The organism is Caulobacter sp. 05L422, assembly GCF_056397765.1.
In genome coordinates, this window is record NZ_JBFTOB010000013.1 from 34,808 (window position 1) to 50,163 (window position 15,356).

Annotated in this window: 19 protein-coding genes; 11 read left to right on the forward strand and 8 right to left on the reverse strand. The window is 68.9% G+C overall.

Going from position 1 to position 15,356, the window contains the following annotated elements; all coding sequences use genetic code 11:
* Positions 1-156 precede the first annotated feature (156 nt).
* The 5 genes from AC1DMQ_RS13605 to AC1DMQ_RS13625 all read left to right on the forward strand — a co-directional run bounded on the left by AC1DMQ_RS13605 (position 157) and on the right by AC1DMQ_RS13625 (position 5,599).
* Positions 157-1,134 carry an NAD(P)H-dependent flavin oxidoreductase gene (locus AC1DMQ_RS13605; RefSeq protein ID WP_477034092.1) on the forward strand — a complete coding sequence of 326 codons (978 nt, stop codon included), beginning with the start codon at positions 157-159 and terminating at the stop codon, positions 1,132-1,134.
* A 154-nt stretch (positions 1,135-1,288) separates the two neighbouring features.
* A complete protein-coding gene (locus AC1DMQ_RS13610; protein ID WP_477034093.1) occupies positions 1,289-3,514 on the forward strand; it encodes a putative bifunctional diguanylate cyclase/phosphodiesterase in 2,226 nt (741 codons plus the stop codon).
* A gap of 163 nt (positions 3,515-3,677) precedes the next feature.
* Positions 3,678-4,148: a recombinase family protein gene (locus AC1DMQ_RS13615; RefSeq protein ID WP_477034094.1), complete on the forward strand. Its 471-nt coding sequence runs from the start codon at positions 3,678-3,680 to the stop codon at positions 4,146-4,148.
* A 10-nt stretch (positions 4,149-4,158) separates the two neighbouring features.
* The gene (locus AC1DMQ_RS13620; RefSeq protein ID WP_477034095.1) at positions 4,159-4,995 is read left to right on the forward strand and encodes a helix-turn-helix domain-containing protein; all 837 of its coding nucleotides are present in this window, start codon (positions 4,159-4,161) and stop codon (positions 4,993-4,995) included.
* 70 nt (positions 4,996-5,065) lie between these two features.
* Positions 5,066-5,599: a DUF1579 family protein gene (locus AC1DMQ_RS13625; RefSeq protein WP_477034096.1), complete on the forward strand. Its 534-nt coding sequence runs from the start codon at positions 5,066-5,068 to the stop codon at positions 5,597-5,599.
* 94 nt (positions 5,600-5,693) lie between these two features.
* On the opposite strand, the gene AC1DMQ_RS13630 is transcribed toward AC1DMQ_RS13625, so the two are convergent.
* The 3 genes from AC1DMQ_RS13630 to AC1DMQ_RS13640 form a co-directional block, all read right to left on the reverse strand.
* Positions 5,694-6,713 (reverse strand): beta-eliminating lyase-related protein, encoded by a 1,020-nt coding sequence (locus tag AC1DMQ_RS13630; protein ID WP_477034097.1) that lies wholly within the window; start codon positions 6,711-6,713, stop codon positions 5,694-5,696.
* A gap of 53 nt (positions 6,714-6,766) precedes the next feature.
* Positions 6,767-7,867: a Zn-dependent alcohol dehydrogenase gene (locus AC1DMQ_RS13635; RefSeq protein ID WP_477034098.1), complete on the reverse strand. Its 1,101-nt coding sequence runs from the start codon at positions 7,865-7,867 to the stop codon at positions 6,767-6,769.
* A 232-nt stretch (positions 7,868-8,099) separates the two neighbouring features.
* Entirely contained in the window at positions 8,100-8,567 is a 468-nt protein-coding gene (locus tag AC1DMQ_RS13640; RefSeq protein WP_477034099.1) for a chemotaxis protein CheW, read from the reverse strand.
* Positions 8,568-8,801: 234 nt separating this feature from the next.
* Here AC1DMQ_RS13640 and AC1DMQ_RS13645 point away from each other — a divergent pair, with 234 nt between their 5' ends.
* On the forward strand, positions 8,802-9,191 hold the full coding sequence (locus AC1DMQ_RS13645; protein WP_477034100.1) for a hypothetical protein: 390 nt from the start codon (positions 8,802-8,804) through the stop codon (positions 9,189-9,191).
* 156 nt (positions 9,192-9,347) lie between these two features.
* Here AC1DMQ_RS13645 and AC1DMQ_RS13650 read toward each other — a convergent pair whose 3' ends face one another.
* Together AC1DMQ_RS13650 and AC1DMQ_RS13655 are read right to left on the reverse strand one after the other, a co-directional pair.
* Positions 9,348-10,148, reverse strand: a complete 801-nt coding sequence (locus AC1DMQ_RS13650) for an inositol monophosphatase family protein (protein WP_477034101.1) — start codon at positions 10,146-10,148, stop codon at positions 9,348-9,350.
* A gap of 154 nt (positions 10,149-10,302) precedes the next feature.
* Positions 10,303-10,524 carry a hypothetical protein gene (locus tag AC1DMQ_RS13655; protein ID WP_477034102.1) on the reverse strand — a complete coding sequence of 74 codons (222 nt, stop codon included), beginning with the start codon at positions 10,522-10,524 and terminating at the stop codon, positions 10,303-10,305.
* A 60-nt stretch (positions 10,525-10,584) separates the two neighbouring features.
* On the opposite strand from AC1DMQ_RS13655, the gene AC1DMQ_RS13660 reads away from it, so the two are divergent.
* Both AC1DMQ_RS13660 and AC1DMQ_RS13665 read left to right on the forward strand, forming a co-directional pair.
* Complete coding sequence (locus AC1DMQ_RS13660) at positions 10,585-10,977, forward strand: hypothetical protein (protein ID WP_477034212.1); 393 nt, start codon at positions 10,585-10,587, stop codon at positions 10,975-10,977.
* Positions 10,974-11,825, forward strand: coding sequence for a sigma-70 family RNA polymerase sigma factor (locus AC1DMQ_RS13665; protein ID WP_477034103.1), 852 nt, complete (start codon positions 10,974-10,976; stop codon positions 11,823-11,825). The genes AC1DMQ_RS13660 and AC1DMQ_RS13665 overlap by 4 nt, the downstream gene beginning before the upstream one ends.
* 3 nt (positions 11,826-11,828) lie before the next feature.
* Here the strand turns inward: AC1DMQ_RS13665 and AC1DMQ_RS13670 are convergent, their stop codons facing one another.
* The gene (locus AC1DMQ_RS13670; RefSeq protein ID WP_477034104.1) at positions 11,829-12,236 is read right to left on the reverse strand and encodes a hypothetical protein; all 408 of its coding nucleotides are present in this window, start codon (positions 12,234-12,236) and stop codon (positions 11,829-11,831) included.
* A gap of 76 nt (positions 12,237-12,312) precedes the next feature.
* Complete coding sequence (gene thiE / locus AC1DMQ_RS13675) at positions 12,313-12,960, reverse strand: thiamine phosphate synthase (RefSeq protein ID WP_477034105.1); 648 nt, start codon at positions 12,958-12,960, stop codon at positions 12,313-12,315.
* 149 nt (positions 12,961-13,109) lie between these two features.
* Between thiE and AC1DMQ_RS13680 the strand changes: the two genes are divergently transcribed.
* Together AC1DMQ_RS13680 and bfr are read left to right on the forward strand one after the other, a co-directional pair.
* Positions 13,110-13,295: a (2Fe-2S)-binding protein gene (locus AC1DMQ_RS13680; protein ID WP_056440858.1), complete on the forward strand. Its 186-nt coding sequence runs from the start codon at positions 13,110-13,112 to the stop codon at positions 13,293-13,295.
* A 365-nt stretch (positions 13,296-13,660) separates the two neighbouring features.
* On the forward strand, positions 13,661-14,140 hold the full coding sequence (gene bfr, locus AC1DMQ_RS13685; protein ID WP_477034106.1) for a bacterioferritin: 480 nt from the start codon (positions 13,661-13,663) through the stop codon (positions 14,138-14,140).
* Positions 14,141-14,185: 45 nt separating this feature from the next.
* Here the strand turns inward: bfr and AC1DMQ_RS13690 are convergent, their stop codons facing one another.
* Positions 14,186-14,683 carry a GNAT family N-acetyltransferase gene (locus AC1DMQ_RS13690; protein WP_477034107.1) on the reverse strand — a complete coding sequence of 166 codons (498 nt, stop codon included), beginning with the start codon at positions 14,681-14,683 and terminating at the stop codon, positions 14,186-14,188.
* An 81-nt stretch (positions 14,684-14,764) separates the two neighbouring features.
* Between AC1DMQ_RS13690 and AC1DMQ_RS13695 the strand changes: the two genes are divergently transcribed.
* Positions 14,765-15,355: a TspO/MBR family protein gene (locus AC1DMQ_RS13695; RefSeq protein ID WP_477034108.1), complete on the forward strand. Its 591-nt coding sequence runs from the start codon at positions 14,765-14,767 to the stop codon at positions 15,353-15,355.
* Position 15,356: the final 1 nt, after the last annotated feature.

Sequence of the window (15,356 nt, forward strand, 5' to 3'; positions counted from 1 at the left end):
GCCCGAAGGGGCCGGTGGGGGGAGCGAACCCATGTCGGCAAACTCCCCCCTCCGTCGGCTGCGCCGACCCCTCCCCCACGGGGGGAGGAACTTCGGGGCTTGCCTCTCCCCAACGTCACCCGGCCATACTCCCCCAAAATCAGAGGGAGCACGCCCGTGGCCATCAAGACCCGCTTCACGGAGATGTTCGGCGTCGAGCATCCGATCGCCCAAGGCGGCATGCAGTGGGTCGGCACCGCGCCGCTGGTCAGCGCCGTGGCCAACGCCGGAGCCCTGGGCTTCCTGACCGCCCTGACCCAGCCGACGCCCGAGGCCCTGACCCGGGAGATCGCCCGCACCCGCGAGCTCACCGACAAGCCGTTCGGCGTCAACCTGACCATCCTGCCGGCCATCAAGCCGCCGCCCTATGCCGAGTACCGCGCCGCCATCATCGAGGCCGAGATCAAGATCGTCGAGACGGCGGGCTACAAGCCGCAGGAGCACGTCGACGAGTTCAAGGCCCACGGGGTCAAGGTGATCCACAAGTGCACCGCCGTGCGTCACGCCCTGTCGGCCGAGCGGATGGGGGTGGACGCCATCAGCATCGACGGCTTCGAATGCGCGGGCCACCCGGGCGAGGACGACATCCCGGGCCTGATCCTGATCCCGGTGGCGGCCTCGAAGGTGAAGATCCCGATGATCGCCTCGGGCGGGTTCGGCGACGCGCGCGGCCTGGTCGCGGCCCTGGCCCTGGGCGCCGACGGGGTGAACATGGGCACCCGCTTCTGCGCCACGCAGGAAGCGCCGATCCACGACAACTTCAAGCAACAGATGGTCGCCAACGACGAACGCGCCACCGACCTGATCTTCCGCACCCTGCACAACACCGCCCGGGTGGCCAAGAACGCCATCAGCCAGCAGGTCGTGGCCATCGAGCGGGCCGGCGGGGCCAGGTTCGAGGACGTGGCCGACCTTGTGAAGGGCGCGCGTGGGCGGGAAGGGCTGATCAGCGGCGACACCGACCACGGCGTCTGGTCGGCCGGCATGGTCCAGGGCTTGATCCACGACGTGCCGACCGTGCGCGAGCTGATCGACCGGATCGTTTCGGAGGCCGAGGAGATCATCCGCGGGCGGCTGGCGGGGATGGTGAGCTAGAGGGCTCCCCGCCAAGGTTGAGGGGCATGGTGAACACCCTCGCAAACACTGTGACGGCCCTATGAAGTTTTCGCGAAATAGCAGCGCTTCCGACCCCGGATTAGCCAGTCGTTAGGTCAGAAATGGTCCCTCCACCCGCGAGTGGAGGCGTTGAATGTTCACCCTGCGAGACACCGTGTCGTCCCTGGTTCCGGCCCGCGCCGACACGCTGGGCAAGACGCTGTACGAACGGTTCCGCGAGGAGCCGGACACTCTGATCGTGCCGGTGCTCGACGCTGACGACCGGCCGATCGGCCTGGTCGAGCGCAACGCCTTCTTCCTGCGCATGGCCGCCGAATACGGCCGCGCCCTTTACGCCCTGCGCCCGATCTCGGTGCTGATGGACAACGACCCGCTGGTGGTCGAGGCCGACGTCGAGCTGGCCGCCTTCACCAGCGACAGCCTGTCGTACCGGGCATCGGACCTGCTGCGCGGCTTCATCGTCACGGACGGCGGGCGCTATCTGGGCGTCGGCACGGTGCTGGGCCTGCTGCAGGCCGCCAACGAGACCAACCGCCGGGGCGTCGCGGAACTGGCCGCGGCCAAGGCCAGCGCCGACCAGGCCCACACCTTCATGACCGCGGTCGTCGAGTCGATCCCGTCGATGGTGTTCGTCAAGCGGGCCGACGACCATCGCTACGTGCTGTTCAACCGGGCCGGCGAGAAGATGCTGGGCTATAATCGCGCCGACATGATCGGCCGCACCGACGCCGATTTCTATCCGACCGAGCAGGCGGCGATCTACGCGGAGCGCGACGCCGAGGTGGCCCGTTCGGGCGAGGTGCGGGTCATCGAGGAAGACCACGTGCCGCGCCGCGACGGCTCGACCGCCTTGCTGCGCACCAAGAAGATCGCCATCCCGGGTCCCGACGGCCAGGCCGAGTACCTGCTGGGCATTTCCGAGGACATCGCCGAGCGCAAGCGGGCCGAGGCGCAGATCGCCCGCCTGGCCCACTATGATCCGCTCACGGACCTTCCCAATCGCCTGCTGTTCCAGAAGGACCTGTCGGCGGCGCTCAGCCGCGCGGCGCGGCGCGAGGACCTGGTGGCGGTGCACTGCATCGACCTGGACCGCTTCAAGACCGTCAACGACACCCTGGGCCATCCGATCGGCGACGCCCTGCTGAAGACCGCCGCCGAGCGCCTGCGGGCCTGCGTGCGCGAGGGCGACACGGTCGCGCGCCTGGGCGGCGACGAGTTCGCGGTGGTCCAGTGCGGCCTGACCGACCTGGGCGGCGCCACCCGCCTGGCCGGCCGCATCGTCGAGGCCCTGGCCGAGACCTTCGAGCTGCAGGGCCACCAGGTGATGATCGGCGGCAGCGTCGGGGTGGCCGTGTCGCCCAACGACGGGTCGGACAGCGACGAACTGCTGAAGAAGGCCGACATGGCGCTCTACCGCGCCAAGGCCGACGGGCGCGGGGCGTTCCATTTCTTCGAGCGGGCCATGGACGAGGCCCTGCAGGCCCGCCGAGCCCTGGAGCTGGACCTGCGCCTGGCCTTGGCCGAGGGCCAGTTCGAGCTCTACTACCAGCCGCTCTACAGCCTGGGCGCCGACCAGGTGATGGGCTGCGAGGCCCTGCTGCGCTGGAACCATCCGACGCGGGGCATGGTCTCGCCGGGCGACTTCATCCCGATCGCCGAGGAGATCGGCCTGATCAATCCGCTGGGCGAGTGGGTGCTGCGCGAGGCCTGCCGCGAGGCGGCCGGCTGGCCCCAGCACGTGCGCCTGGCCGTGAACCTGTCGCCGGCCCAGTTCCGCGACAAGCACCTGGTCGGCACCGTGGTCTCGGCCCTGGCGGCCTCGGGCCTGCCGGCCGAGCGCCTGGAGCTGGAGATCACCGAGTCGGTGCTGCTGCAGGACAGCGTCGGCAACATGTCGATCCTGCACGACCTGAAGGCCCTGGGCGTGCGGATCTCGATGGACGACTTCGGCACCGGCTATTCGTCGCTGAGCTATCTGCGCAGCTTCCCGTTCGATAAGATCAAGATCGACCAGACTTTCGTGCGCGACATCCTCGACGACGCCGACGCCCTGGCGATCATCAAGGCCGTGCTCGACCTGGGCGCCAGCCTGGGCATCACCACCACGGCCGAGGGCGTGGAGTCGGTGGAACAGCTGGACGAACTGCGCCGCCAGGGCTGCGGCGAGATCCAGGGCTACTTCATCAGCCGTCCCAAGCCGGCCGCCGAGATCGCGGCGATGCTGGGGGTGACGGTGGAGAACAAGCTGAAGGCGCCGGTCGTCACCTTCGCCCATGGGGAGAAGGAGGGGCCCGCGACGAAGTCGTGGGAGGATGAGGGGGTTCCGAGTCCGACGGCGCGCCGGCAGGGCGCCGAGTGAAACCGCCAGCTGTGTAACCCCTCACCCTCCCACCGCTGCGCGGCGGGTCCTCCCTCTCCCTCTGGGAGAGGGTGTCGGTTGGCGGGAGAGGCATTTATCCCCGACCTTTCCGCACTCGCCCCTAGCCACCCGCCCCGCGCTTTGCCACACACCGGCCATGCGCATGGTCGGCTATCTCAGAGTTCCGCCCGTCAGGGGCGTGGTGATCGACGGGCCGCAGTCGCAACGGCTGTTCGAGGCCGGCTGCGACCAGCTGTTCCACGATCGCTGCTACGGCCTGGCCGTGCACAAGCCGGGCCTGGATTCCGCCCTGGCGGTCCTGAAGCCCGGCGACGTGCTGGTGGTGATCAACCTCCACGCCTTCGCCGCCCATCTGGTCGACCTGCTGGAGGTGTTGGCGCGGTTCGAGGCGGCGGAGATCCATCTGCTGACCCTGACCGAGGGCGTCGACACCCGCGCGCCCGGCGGCTTCTTCACGGCCTGCGCCCAACTGGCCCGCTTCCACGACCAGCGCCGCATGGTGCGCACGGCCGAGGAAAAGATCGTGCGGGAAGGCGGACGGCGCCCGATTCTGGAGGCGGGCCCGGATGGACAAGAGGCCGAACCGATCCCAGATCTCTATCCCGAGGCCTGAGGAGAACGGCATGACGTCGACGCCCGCACCGAAACGTCCTTCGGAAGGGCGCCCGGCCATCGGCGTGCTGCTGCGCGAGCAGCGGGAGCAGCGGCGCATGAGCCAGCTGGACCTGGCGCACGACTCCGGGGTCTCGGCCCGCCATCTCGGATTCATCGAGGTCGGCAAGGCCCAGCCCAGCCGCGAGGCCATCGCCCGCCTGGCAGACGCCCTGGGCCTGCCGTTGCGCGAGCACAACGCCCTGCTGCTGGCGGCCGGATACGCCCCGCAATATGACGAGCGCGCCCTCGCCAACCCGGCGTTGGGGCCGCTCAGCCAGGCGATCGACCTGATCCTGAAGCACCAGGAGCCGTATCCCGCCTTCGTCATCAGCCGGCGCTTCGACGTGCTGGCCGCCAACGACGCGGCGGTGCGGGTCAACACGTTCCTGATGGAGGGACGGCAAAGCCCGCACACCAACCTGCTGCACCAGGTGTTCGATCCCGCCGACTTCCGCCCGGTGATCGCCAACTGGTCGGAGGTGGCGGCCAAGTTCGTGCGCCAACTGCAGGACGAGCTGATGGCCTCGCCCAACGACCCGGCGATCCGTCGGCTGCTGGACGAAATCCTCGCCTATCCCGACGTGCCCGCCGCCTGGCGGCTGCGCGCGCTGGGCGACGCGCCCGAACCGGTGCTGACCATGGTGTTCAACAGCCGCGCCGGGCCGCTGCGCTTCTTCGAGACGATCACCACCTTCGCCGCCCCGCGCGACGTGACCCTGGACGAGCTGAGGATCGACTGCGCCTTCCCGGCCGATGCGCACACCGCCGAGGTCTGCGCCAGGCTGGCCGCCGGCGAGCTGCACTGACCTTCCAGGTAGTTGCGGCGCCAGACCCGACCGCGCACGTCTGCCTTCGTCATCATCGGAAGGACGGATCATGCGGATTTGGTGGAAGGCGGCGTTTCTGGCGGGGCTGATCGGCACGGTGGCCCACGCCGGGCCCCTGGACGCCGAGCACGCGGCGCTGGCCCGGTTCGCGGGCCGCTGGTCGGTGAAGCAGAGCTACTGGACCAGCCCGGACAAGCCGCCCGTCGTCGACCGGGGCGAGGCCGACCTGGCCATGGTGCTGGACGGCCGCCACCTTCGGCAGGACCTGCGCATCGACGCCAAGGACAAGCCGTTCCAGGGCCTGGGCTATATCGGCTACGACACCGCCGCCAAGACCTTCTTCAGCACCTGGATGGACGTCAACTTCACGGGCTTCATCGTCGCCAAGGGCGGCTATGACGCGGCGGCCGGGCGCTACACGTTCGTCGGCGAAACGCCGGACTTCGACCATCCGGGAAAGGCGATCCCGCTGCGCGAGGTGATGACGCGCCAGGACGACGACCACTTCACCTACGACTACTACGAGACGCGCGAGGGCCGGGAAGCCCAGGCCGTGCGGCTGGAATACGTGCGCGTGCGGTGATCCGAGGCCGGGGACATGCCCTCGCGGCGTGTCCCCATCCGCGTGGCGGTCCTGCTGGGGACACGCGCGAGCGCATGTCCCCGTCCGTAGCGTCTCAGGCCACCGCCTTCAGCGCCTCGCCCAGTTCCTCGACCATCTCGGGCGTGGTCGCCCACGAGCACATGAAGCGGGCCGTGCCGTCCAGGAAGCGGTAGACGAACCAGCCGTGCTCGCGCAGGCGCTCAAGGGCCGCGTCGTCCATGTCGACGAACAGGCCGTTGGCCTCGACCGGATGGCGCAGGGGGAAGGGCATGAGGGCGGCCAGTTTCCGGGCCATGGCGTTGGCGTGGGCCGCGCGGGCGGCCCAGGCGCCGCCGTCGCCGGTCTCGCCCAGCAGGCCAAGCCAGGGGGCGGCCAGGAACCGGCCTTTCGAGACCAGCTGGCCGGCGTGCTTGAGGCGGGCGTCCAGGCGCCGGCCGAGGTCCTTGTTCAGGAACACCACGGCCTCGGTCGGGGTCGAGCCGGCCTTGGTGCCGCCGATCACCAGGATGTCGACGCCGATCTGGGCCACGCGCCTGAGGTCGAAGCCGGCGGCCACGGCGTTGGCCAGCCGCGCGCCGTCCAGGTGCACGCCGTATCCCTTGGCCTTGGCCGGGGCGATCAGGGCGGCCAGGTCGTCGGCCGAATAGACGGTGCCGTACTCGGTGGCGTTGGTCAGGGACAGGGCGGCGGCCGGCTGGCGGTACGAGACGTCCGGCTCGTTCAGGGCCAGCTCCAGCCCCGGCAAGGCGATCTTGCCCGAGGCGCCCGGCAGGCCGATCAGGCCCACGCCCTGGCCGAAGAAGCCCGGGGCGCCGGTCTCGTCGGTGCAGATGTGGGCATGCTCGTGGGCCAGCACCGCCTCGTGCGGATGGGCCAGGCAGGTGAGGGCGAAGGCGTTGGCCGCCGTGCCCGAGGCGGTGAACCGCACCTCGGCGTCGGCGTCCAGCAGGGCGCGGATGCGGTCGGCGGCCGCGGCGCTGACATGGTCGGTTCCGTAGCCCGACGCCGTCCCGGCGTTGGCGGCGACGATCGCCTCGATGACTTCCGGCATGGCGCCGGCGACGTTGTCGGAGGCGAAGTCGTAACGGGCCATGGGCGGGTCTCGCGTGGGTCGGGAACTACGTCCCGATGCCACGCCGGCGAGGATCAATCAAACACGATCACCGACCGCGCCAGCTCGCCGCGCCTCAGCTCGTCGAAGGCCGAGTTGACCTCCTCCAGCCTGATGCGGCGCGAGATCAGTTCGTCCAACTTCAGCTTGCCGGCCATGTAGGCGTCGACCAGCCGGGGCATGTCGACCGGGAAGCGGTTGGAGCCCATGAAGCTGCCCTGGATCTTCTTCTCGCCCAGGAAGTCGGGGCCGTGCAGCTCGATCATCGTGCCCACCGGGATCATGCCGATGATGTTGGCCGTGCCGCCCCGGCGCAGCATCTTGAACGACTGCTCGGCGGTGGCCTTCAGGCCGATGGCCTCGAAGCTGTGGTGGACGCCGCCGCTGGTCAGTTCCTGCACCTGCTTCACCGCGTCGCCGTCGCTGGCGTTGATGACGTCGGTGGCGCCGAACTGCCTGGCCAGCTCCAGCTTGTGGGGGATGCGGTCGATGGCGATGATCCGGCCGGCGCCGGCCATGGCCGCGCCGTTGATGGCCGCCAGGCCCACGCCGCCGCAGCCGAGCACGGCCACGGTTTCGCCCAGGCGGACGTTGGAGGTGTTCACCACCGCCCCGACCCCGGTCATCACCGAGCAGCCGATCAGGGCGGCGCGGTCGAACGGCATGTCCTTGCGGATGGCGACGCAGGCGTGCTCGTGGACCAGCATCATCTCGGCGAACGACGACAGGTTCAGGAACTGGGCCATCCTGGTCTCGCCGGACCCGGACAGGTCCTCGCGGAACAGGCGCGGCTCCTCGCTCTTGGAGCGGCGCGTCTCCGGGCTGATGCACAGGTTCATGTGCCCGGTCAGGCACACTTCGCAATGGCCGCAATAGGGGTTGAGGCAGGTGATCACGTGGTCGCCGACCTTGACGGTGCGGACCTCGGATCCGACCGCCTCGACGATCCCTGCGCTCTCGTGGCCCAGCACGGCGGGCAGGGGGTGGGGGTAGGAGCCTTCGATGAAGTGCAGGTCGGAATGGCAGACGCCGGCGGCCTTGGTGCGGATCAGCACCTCGTGCGGGCCGGGCTTGCCGATCGAGACGTCCTCGATCTGCAGCGGCTTGCCCACCTCGCGCAGTACGGCGGCCTTCATCGGCGATCTCCCTCTTTGTTGGAGGGGACCCTAACGGCAGGGCGGGGGGCGAAGGAAGAGGTTATTCGAACAAATGTTTGGAAGTCGTGGCTCAAACAACTTCGTTGTCATCCCGGACAAGTCCGGCGAAGCCGGGCGCAGATCCGGGACCGCCGTAAGCATGGCGCTCAGGCGTCGGTCCCGGATCTTCGCGCTGCGCGCTCGTCCGGGATGACAGCCGCTCTGGATGCGATCAGGCCGCCAGGGCGATCTTGCGTTCGGGCAAGATGGCGTCGACCGACAGCAGCACGACCATGGCCGTCTCGGTGGTGATCACCGCCGACACCAGGGGCGAGGCTTCCTCGCCCAGCGGCGGGGGCGGGCTGATGCTGTCGGCCGAGACGATGAAGCTGTCGCAGACCGCGTCGACCAGCAGGCCGGCGACGTCGTCGTGGTGCTCGACCACGATGATCACCTGGCGGGCGCTGTCGGCGGCGACGCCCTTGCCCAGGCGTTCGGACAGGTCGATGACCGGCATCACCTGGCCGCGCAGATTGATCACGCCGCGCACATAGGGGGGAGCGTCCGGAAGCGGGGTGGCCGGGGTGACGCCGCGGATCTCGCGGACCGCGCCCACGGGCACGCAATAGGTCTGGGTTCCGACTTCGAACGACAGGATCTGCAGATCCTCGCCGGCCGTGTAAGCCACGTTCCTGGACATCGCCTGGTCGCCTTCAAGCCTGTCGTCGCCCGTTCTGGGCGCCGTCTTGGCCTCACCCTCGCGCGGAAAGGTGAATAAATCGGCCTTCTTTCAACGATTTGAGTCTCGAGGGGCGCAAGGTCCGACCCGTGAAGCTGACGGCCCCGTTCAGCCTGCGTTCAGCCGCCGGGGCGGAAGATGAATCCCAAGATGGAGAGGCCTGTCGGAACGCCTTTTCAGAGAGGACATCGTGTCATGAACCGCAATCTGAAGACCCTGATCGGCCGTGTCGCCGCCGGCGCCGCCGCCCTGGCCATGGTCGCCGGCGCGAGCGCGGCCTCGGCCGACTCCTACCGCCACGGCGGCTATTACGGCCACCGCGGCCATCACAACAACAACGACGTGGGCGTCGCCATCGCCGGCGGCATCGTCGGCCTGGCCCTGGGCGCGGCGATCGCCGGCAACAACAACAACCACTATCGCAGCGGCTACAGCTACGGCTACGCCCCTCCGCCGCCGCCCCCGCCGCGCTACTACGGCGGCTACGGCCGCCCCTATGGCTACGGCTATGGCCGCGACTGCTGGACCACGCGCGAATACGACCCCTATCGCGACCGCGTGTACGAGCGGACCGTCTGCCGCTAGCGCCGTCATCCTCGGACTTGTTCCGAGGACCCCTGCCGGGGTTCGCGTTTGAAGACAAAGAAAGGGGCGCTGCGTCGGCAGCGCCCCTTTTTCATGCCGCCTTGCCGGCGGATCGCGGGGTCCTCGGAACAAGTCCGAGGATGACGGATGGGAGAACTAGCCCTGGGCCGCCTGCAGACGTTCCAGCACCAACGGGTGCAGTTCCTGGTTCGAGGCCAGGATCGAGGCGCCGTCCACCGGGTTGCCGTGCTCCTCGATGGTCGAGACCTTGCCGCCGCTCTCGGTGACCATCAGCACGCCGGCCGCCACGTCCCAGGGCTTGAGGTTGCGTTCCCAGTAGCCGTCGAAGCGGCCGGCCGCGACCCAGGCCAGGTCCAGCGACGCCGCGCCGAAGCGGCGCACGCCGGCGACCTTCTGGCTGATCTGGTGCAGCTCCTTCAGGAACTGGGCGTGGCCCGGCTTGCCCAGGAAGGGCACGCCGGTGGCCAGGATGCTTTCGTCCAGGTGACGGCGGGCGGCGACGCGCAGGCGCTTCTCGGCGCCCAGATAGGCGCCCTTGCCCTTTTCGACCCAGAACAGGTCGTTGGTGATGGGGTTGTAGGTGACGCCGGCCACGACCTCGCCCTCGCGCTGCAGGGCGATGTTGACCGCGAAGTGCGGGATGCCGTGCAGGAAGTTGGTGGTGCCGTCCAGCGGGTCGACCACCCAGGTGTGGGTCTTGTCGGTGCCCTCGATCATGCCGCGTTCCTCGCCCAGGAAGCCGTAGCCGGGGCGGGCCTTTTCCAGGATCTCGAAGATCACCTGCTCGGCCTTCTGGTCGGCGGCGGTGACGAAGTCGGCGGGGCCCTTCTTGGACACCTGCAGCTCGGTGACTTCGCCGAAGTCACGGGCCAGGCCGCGGGCGGCTTTGCGCGCGGCGTCGATCATCACGTTCAGGAGGGCGGAAGCGGTGGCCAAGGCAGGTGTTCCTCATAGTTCCCCCTGCGCGGCGTCGCCCAAGGGGGAGCGACGGCGGGGGATATGCATGCGGGCGGATAGAAAGATCGGGAAAGTGGGCGCGATACCTAGTCGCCTGGGCCGCCGAAAGCAAGGCGAGGGGGTTTTGCCGCGCTCACCGCGCGTCCAAAAGCGCGCGTCCTGCTTCCGTCCACTCGCCGCAACGTCCGCCGCCCGTGACGACAATGAGACCGTACTTCTCGAGCAACGCCATGGCGTCTTCGCCGGCGCCCATGCAGAGGTTATCCAACGAACCATCCTGAGTCTGAAGGTACTGGGCCGCCATCCAGGCCAGCGCCTTCAACAGCCGGTCTTCGCGATAATTCGTCGGCGTCATGTCACGTTCGTCCAGCCTGCGTCGTCATGTCCCCAAGACTTAAGCGGAGTGGGCGTGACGATGCGATGGGCGAAATGGATCCTGCCGGCGATCCTGGCGATCAACGGCGCGGTGATGATGCTGGCGCCGGCCTGGTGGTATCCGCGCGTGCCGGGCGTGATCGAGACCGGGGCGTTCAACGACCACTTCGTCCGCGACATCGGCGCGGCCTTCCTGGCCTGCGCTCTGGCCATGGGCTGGGCGCTGAAGGACCCGGCGCGGGGCCTGGGGCTGGCGGTGGTCTCGGCGGCCTTCCTCTGCCTGCACGCGGTGATCCACCTGGTCATGCCGTTCTGCGGAACCTCCCTGCCGTGGCCGCTGCTGGCCCGTGATTTCCCGGGCGTGTTCCTGCCGGCGATCATCAGTCTGCTGGTGGTGCGATCGTGCATTCGGCGCCAGAAAGTCAGCGCATGAGCGATCAGGACATCTTCGAGAGCCGGCGCGGGGCGATGACGGGCCTGGCCTACCGCATGCTGGGCTCGCGGGCCGACGCCGAGGACGTGGTGCAGGACGCCTGGATCCGCTGGCGCGCCGTCGAGGCCGACGAGGTCGCCAACCCGGCTGGCTTCCTGAACAAGGTGGTCACCCGCCTGTGCCTGGACCGGCTGAAGTCGGCCCGCGCCCGGCGCGAGGTCTATGTCGGCGAGTGGCTGCCCGAGCCGGTGGTCGACGAGGACCACTCGACGCTGGGCGAGGACCTGTCGGTGGCCTTCCTGCTGGCCCTGGAGCGGCTGACCCCGCTGGAGCGGGCCGCCTTCCTGCTGCACGACGTGTTCGACGTTCCCTTCGCCGAGATCGCCCGCACCCTGGGACGCGGCGAGGCGGCCTGCCGCCAGCTGGCCGCCCGGGCCCGCGAACACGTCAAGGCCGGCAAGCCGCGCTACCACCCCAGCGCCGAGGAGGAGCAGCGCCTGACCAGCGCCTTCCTGGCCGCCACGATGAGCGGCGACGAGGGCCTCTTACGCGACATCCTGGCCCAGGACGTGGTCATGCATTCCGACGGCGGCGGGCTGGCCAAGGCGACGATCAACCCGGTGTTCGGCCTGGAAAAGGCGATCCGCCTGGCCGTGGGACTCAAGAAGAAGTTCCCCACGCCGGAGGGTACGACCGCCCGCCTGGCGCGGATCAACGGCGCGCCCGGCATCGTGCTCAGCCACGACGGCGTGGTGTTCCAGACCATGGGCCTGGAGATCGTCGACGGCCGCATCGCCGCCGTCTACACGATGCGCAACCCGGACAAGCTGGCGCGGTTGAATTCTTAGGGCCTAGGGCAAGGCCACCTTCGGCAGGGTGTCCTTGGTCTCGCAGGCCACGCGGCCCGCGCCGCCGGCCGCGCCCTTGATGTCCTCGATCTTCTCGCCCTTGCGCCAGCCCTTGGGCAGGCCCTGGTCGCCGGAGAAGTCCATGCCCAGGTCGATCCACTTGTCTGTCGCGCAGTCCAGCGCGAACAGCATGATCGGACCCTTGCTGGCCGGCCAGGCCTTGTAGGGGCCGTTGGGTCTGCCTTCGGCGATGCGCATGACCACCAGGCCGGACGTTTCGTCCACCCGCATGAAGTCCGCGTCGTAGAAGGTCTTCGCCTCGCCGGGCGAGGGCTTCCAGTTCTCCGCCAGGGCGGCTGGCGCCAAGCCCAGAACGGTCACGCCAAGCAAACACAGTCCAAGCCGCCGCATGGGCGTCCTCCCCGTATTTTATCGTTGGGAGGAGGCTACGCCCGACAAGCTTGAGCGGCAAGTTCCGCGAACGGCGTTACGCGTTTCGCGCCGCCAGGCCTTCGGCGATGGCCGCGTTGATCGCCGCGACGCCCGCCGCCGGGCCTCCCGGATGCTTCCAGACCCCGGCCGAGACGGCCAGGAAGTCGGCGCCCGCCGTGGCCAGGCCGGCGGCGTTGTCGGCGGTGATCCCGCCGATCGCCACGGACGGGACCTCCATCGTCTCCTGCCAGATCGACAGGATCTCGGGATCGGCGGTGGTCGGGGCGTCCTTGGTGGTGGTCGGGAAGAAGGCCCCGAAGGCCACGTAGTCGGCCCCGGCCTCGGCGGCCTCCATGGCCAGGTGGCGGCTGTCGTGGCAGGTGACGCCGATCATCGCGCCCGGGCCCATGATCTTGCGGGCCTCCTTGAAGGGCGTGTCGCTCTGGCCGATATGGACGCCGTCGCAGCCCAGCCGGGCGGCCAGGTCGGGACGATCGTTGAGGATCACCGCGACCTCGCGCGCCCGGGCGATGGGGCTCAGCGCCTGGACGGCGGCGGCGATCACCTCGTCGGGGGCGTCCTTCAGGCGGATCTGCAGCGCGGCCACGTCGCCGCCGTCCAGGGCGGCGGCCAGGTCGCGGCCGAAAGCGGCCAGGTCGTCCAGGGCGGGCGGGGTGATCAGATAGAGGCGGCAGTCGGTCATGAGGCCGGATTACGCCGATTTGGGCGAGGCGGCTACGGTTGGGGACAGGCGCATGCGCCTGCCCCCATTTGTCGCACTGCGAGTCAGTTGCAAAAGCTCCACGCCTCCGCTACATGAGAATGACAATCATTCGGTGGGGCGAGTCTCCCTTGTACGTCTGCAACTGTAACGGCATCCGCGAGCGCGAAGTCCGCGCCGCCATCGACGCAGGGGCCACCCGCCCGGCGGACGTGTTCCGTCACAAGGGCTGCCAGGCCCAGTGCGCCAAGTGCGTCTGCGAGATGCGCCAGATGATCCAGGACAACCGCGAAGCCCTGGCCTTCGCCGCCGAATAGATTTTCGTTCCGCTCATCCCGGCGAATGCCGGGACCCAGATGGAATGACTTTGAGCCTGACGCCATGAGCGCCGTGCTATTTCCAATCAGCCTCTCCGCCTTTGGATCTGGGTCCCGGCATTCGCCGGGATGAGCGGATTTTGGGGTATTCCCCGCTCACGCGAAGCAGTCTCACGCTTTTCCATGAGGCTGAGAAACACTTGCAGACATAGCGGTTGAAGCAACCCAGGCGATAGATCAGGGTCCGCTCTGCCTGAGTCCTTCGGACGCAGGCAGCCCTTTTTATGTGGGCGCGCGATGGTCGCCGAAACCGGCGTCCACTTTCGGCTATCGCGCGCCGTTATTCGAATCTGAGGAGACCCGCCATGCAAGGCGATCCCGGCATCATCCGGCTCTTGAACGCGGTGCTCACCAACGAGCTGACGGCGGTGAACCAGTACTTCCTGCACGCGCGGATGTACGACAACTGGGGCTTCAAGCGCCTGGGCAAGATCACCTATGACGAGTCGATCGGCGAGATGAAACACGCCGACAAGCTGATCAACCGCATCCTGTTCCTGGAAGGCCTGCCCAACCTGCAGGACCTGCACAAGCTGAAGATCGGCGAGACCGTGCCCGAATGCCTGGCCAGCGACCTGTCGGTCGAGGTCGGCGGCCGCGAGACCCTGATCCCCGGCATCATCCAGTGCGAACAGGCCCGCGACTATGTCAGCCGTGAACTGCTGCGCGAGATCCTGAGCGACACCGAGGAGCACATCGACTTCCTCGAGATGCAGCTGGGCCTGGTGAAGTCGCTGGGCGAGCAGAACTACCTGCAGAGCGCCGTGGGCGAACTGCCGGCATAGGGTTCCGTTTGGGGACACGCGCATGCGCGTGTCCCCAGCCAAGCCCTAGAAGTCCCGCACCATGAGCACCCGCGCGTCCTCATCCAGGCCACGCGCCAGGTGCTCCTCCCGGATCGCCGCCATCCCCGGCGTCAGGGCCGCCACCTCCCCGAACCCCAGCCGCCGGTAGTACGGCGCGTTCCAGGGCACTTCGCGGAAGGTCGACAGCGACAGGCCGTCCAGTCCCGCCGCCCGCGCCTGCCGTGAGACCTCGTCCAGCAGCGCCGCCCCGATCCCCCGGCCGGCGAAGGCGGGCAGCACGTCCAGCTGTTCGACATAGGCGCGGCTTTCGACTCGCCGGAACATCGCGAACCCCACGACCGCCTCGTCCTCCACCGCGACGACCAGGCCGCCGTCGGCGATCCGGATCGCCAGGATCGACGCCGGGCTGGGCTCGTCGGCGGCCAGGGCGTCCATCAGCCCGACGAAACGCTGGGCCGAGGCGCGTTCGAGCGCTCGGATCGTCTCGATCTCTTCGAGCAGGGCGGGGCGAAAGACGACCATGGAACCCTCAAACCGTGTCGCCGCCTGGGAACCAAGGTCCAGCTAGGCGGGTTACAAGCATGTTTAGCGAGGAGTTCCGTCATGCACATCCCGAATGGCCGATCCCACGGGAGGCGGGCTCACGCCGGTCGCGAGTCGTTCGAGATGGACGTCAAGGCCGACACGGCCAGCACGGCCGGCGCCCAGCTGGTGCTGGGCCTGGCCCTGGCCGGCGGCGCGATCCTGGCCTCCGCCCTGCTGGGCCGTCGCCACGAGAAGATGATCGACGACGAGGAATACGCGGTCGGCTACGCCGAGATGCACGAGCCGGTCGCCCATCAGCCCAAGGCCCTGACCAGCCTGATCCTGCCGCCGCTGTTCATCGCCATGACCCTTTCGGGGCTGCGCATCTGGAACGCGCCGTCCAGTCCCACGCGTACCCGGGCTCTCACCCTCTGGAGCCTGGTCCAGGGCTTCAACGCCCTCTGGTTGGCCCTCGGCGCCAAGCGCGTCGGGGGACAGCTTGGCGCGGCGACCGCGTCCCTGGCCGCGTCGGGCGCCTACGCCCTGCAGGCCCGCAAGCTGGTGGCCCCGGCCTCGGGCTTTTCCAGCCCCTATCTCGGCTGGTTGGGCTTCGCCAACGCCCTGACCGAAGAGCTGTGGAAGCGTCCGCGCCGGGTGACGGTCCACTAGA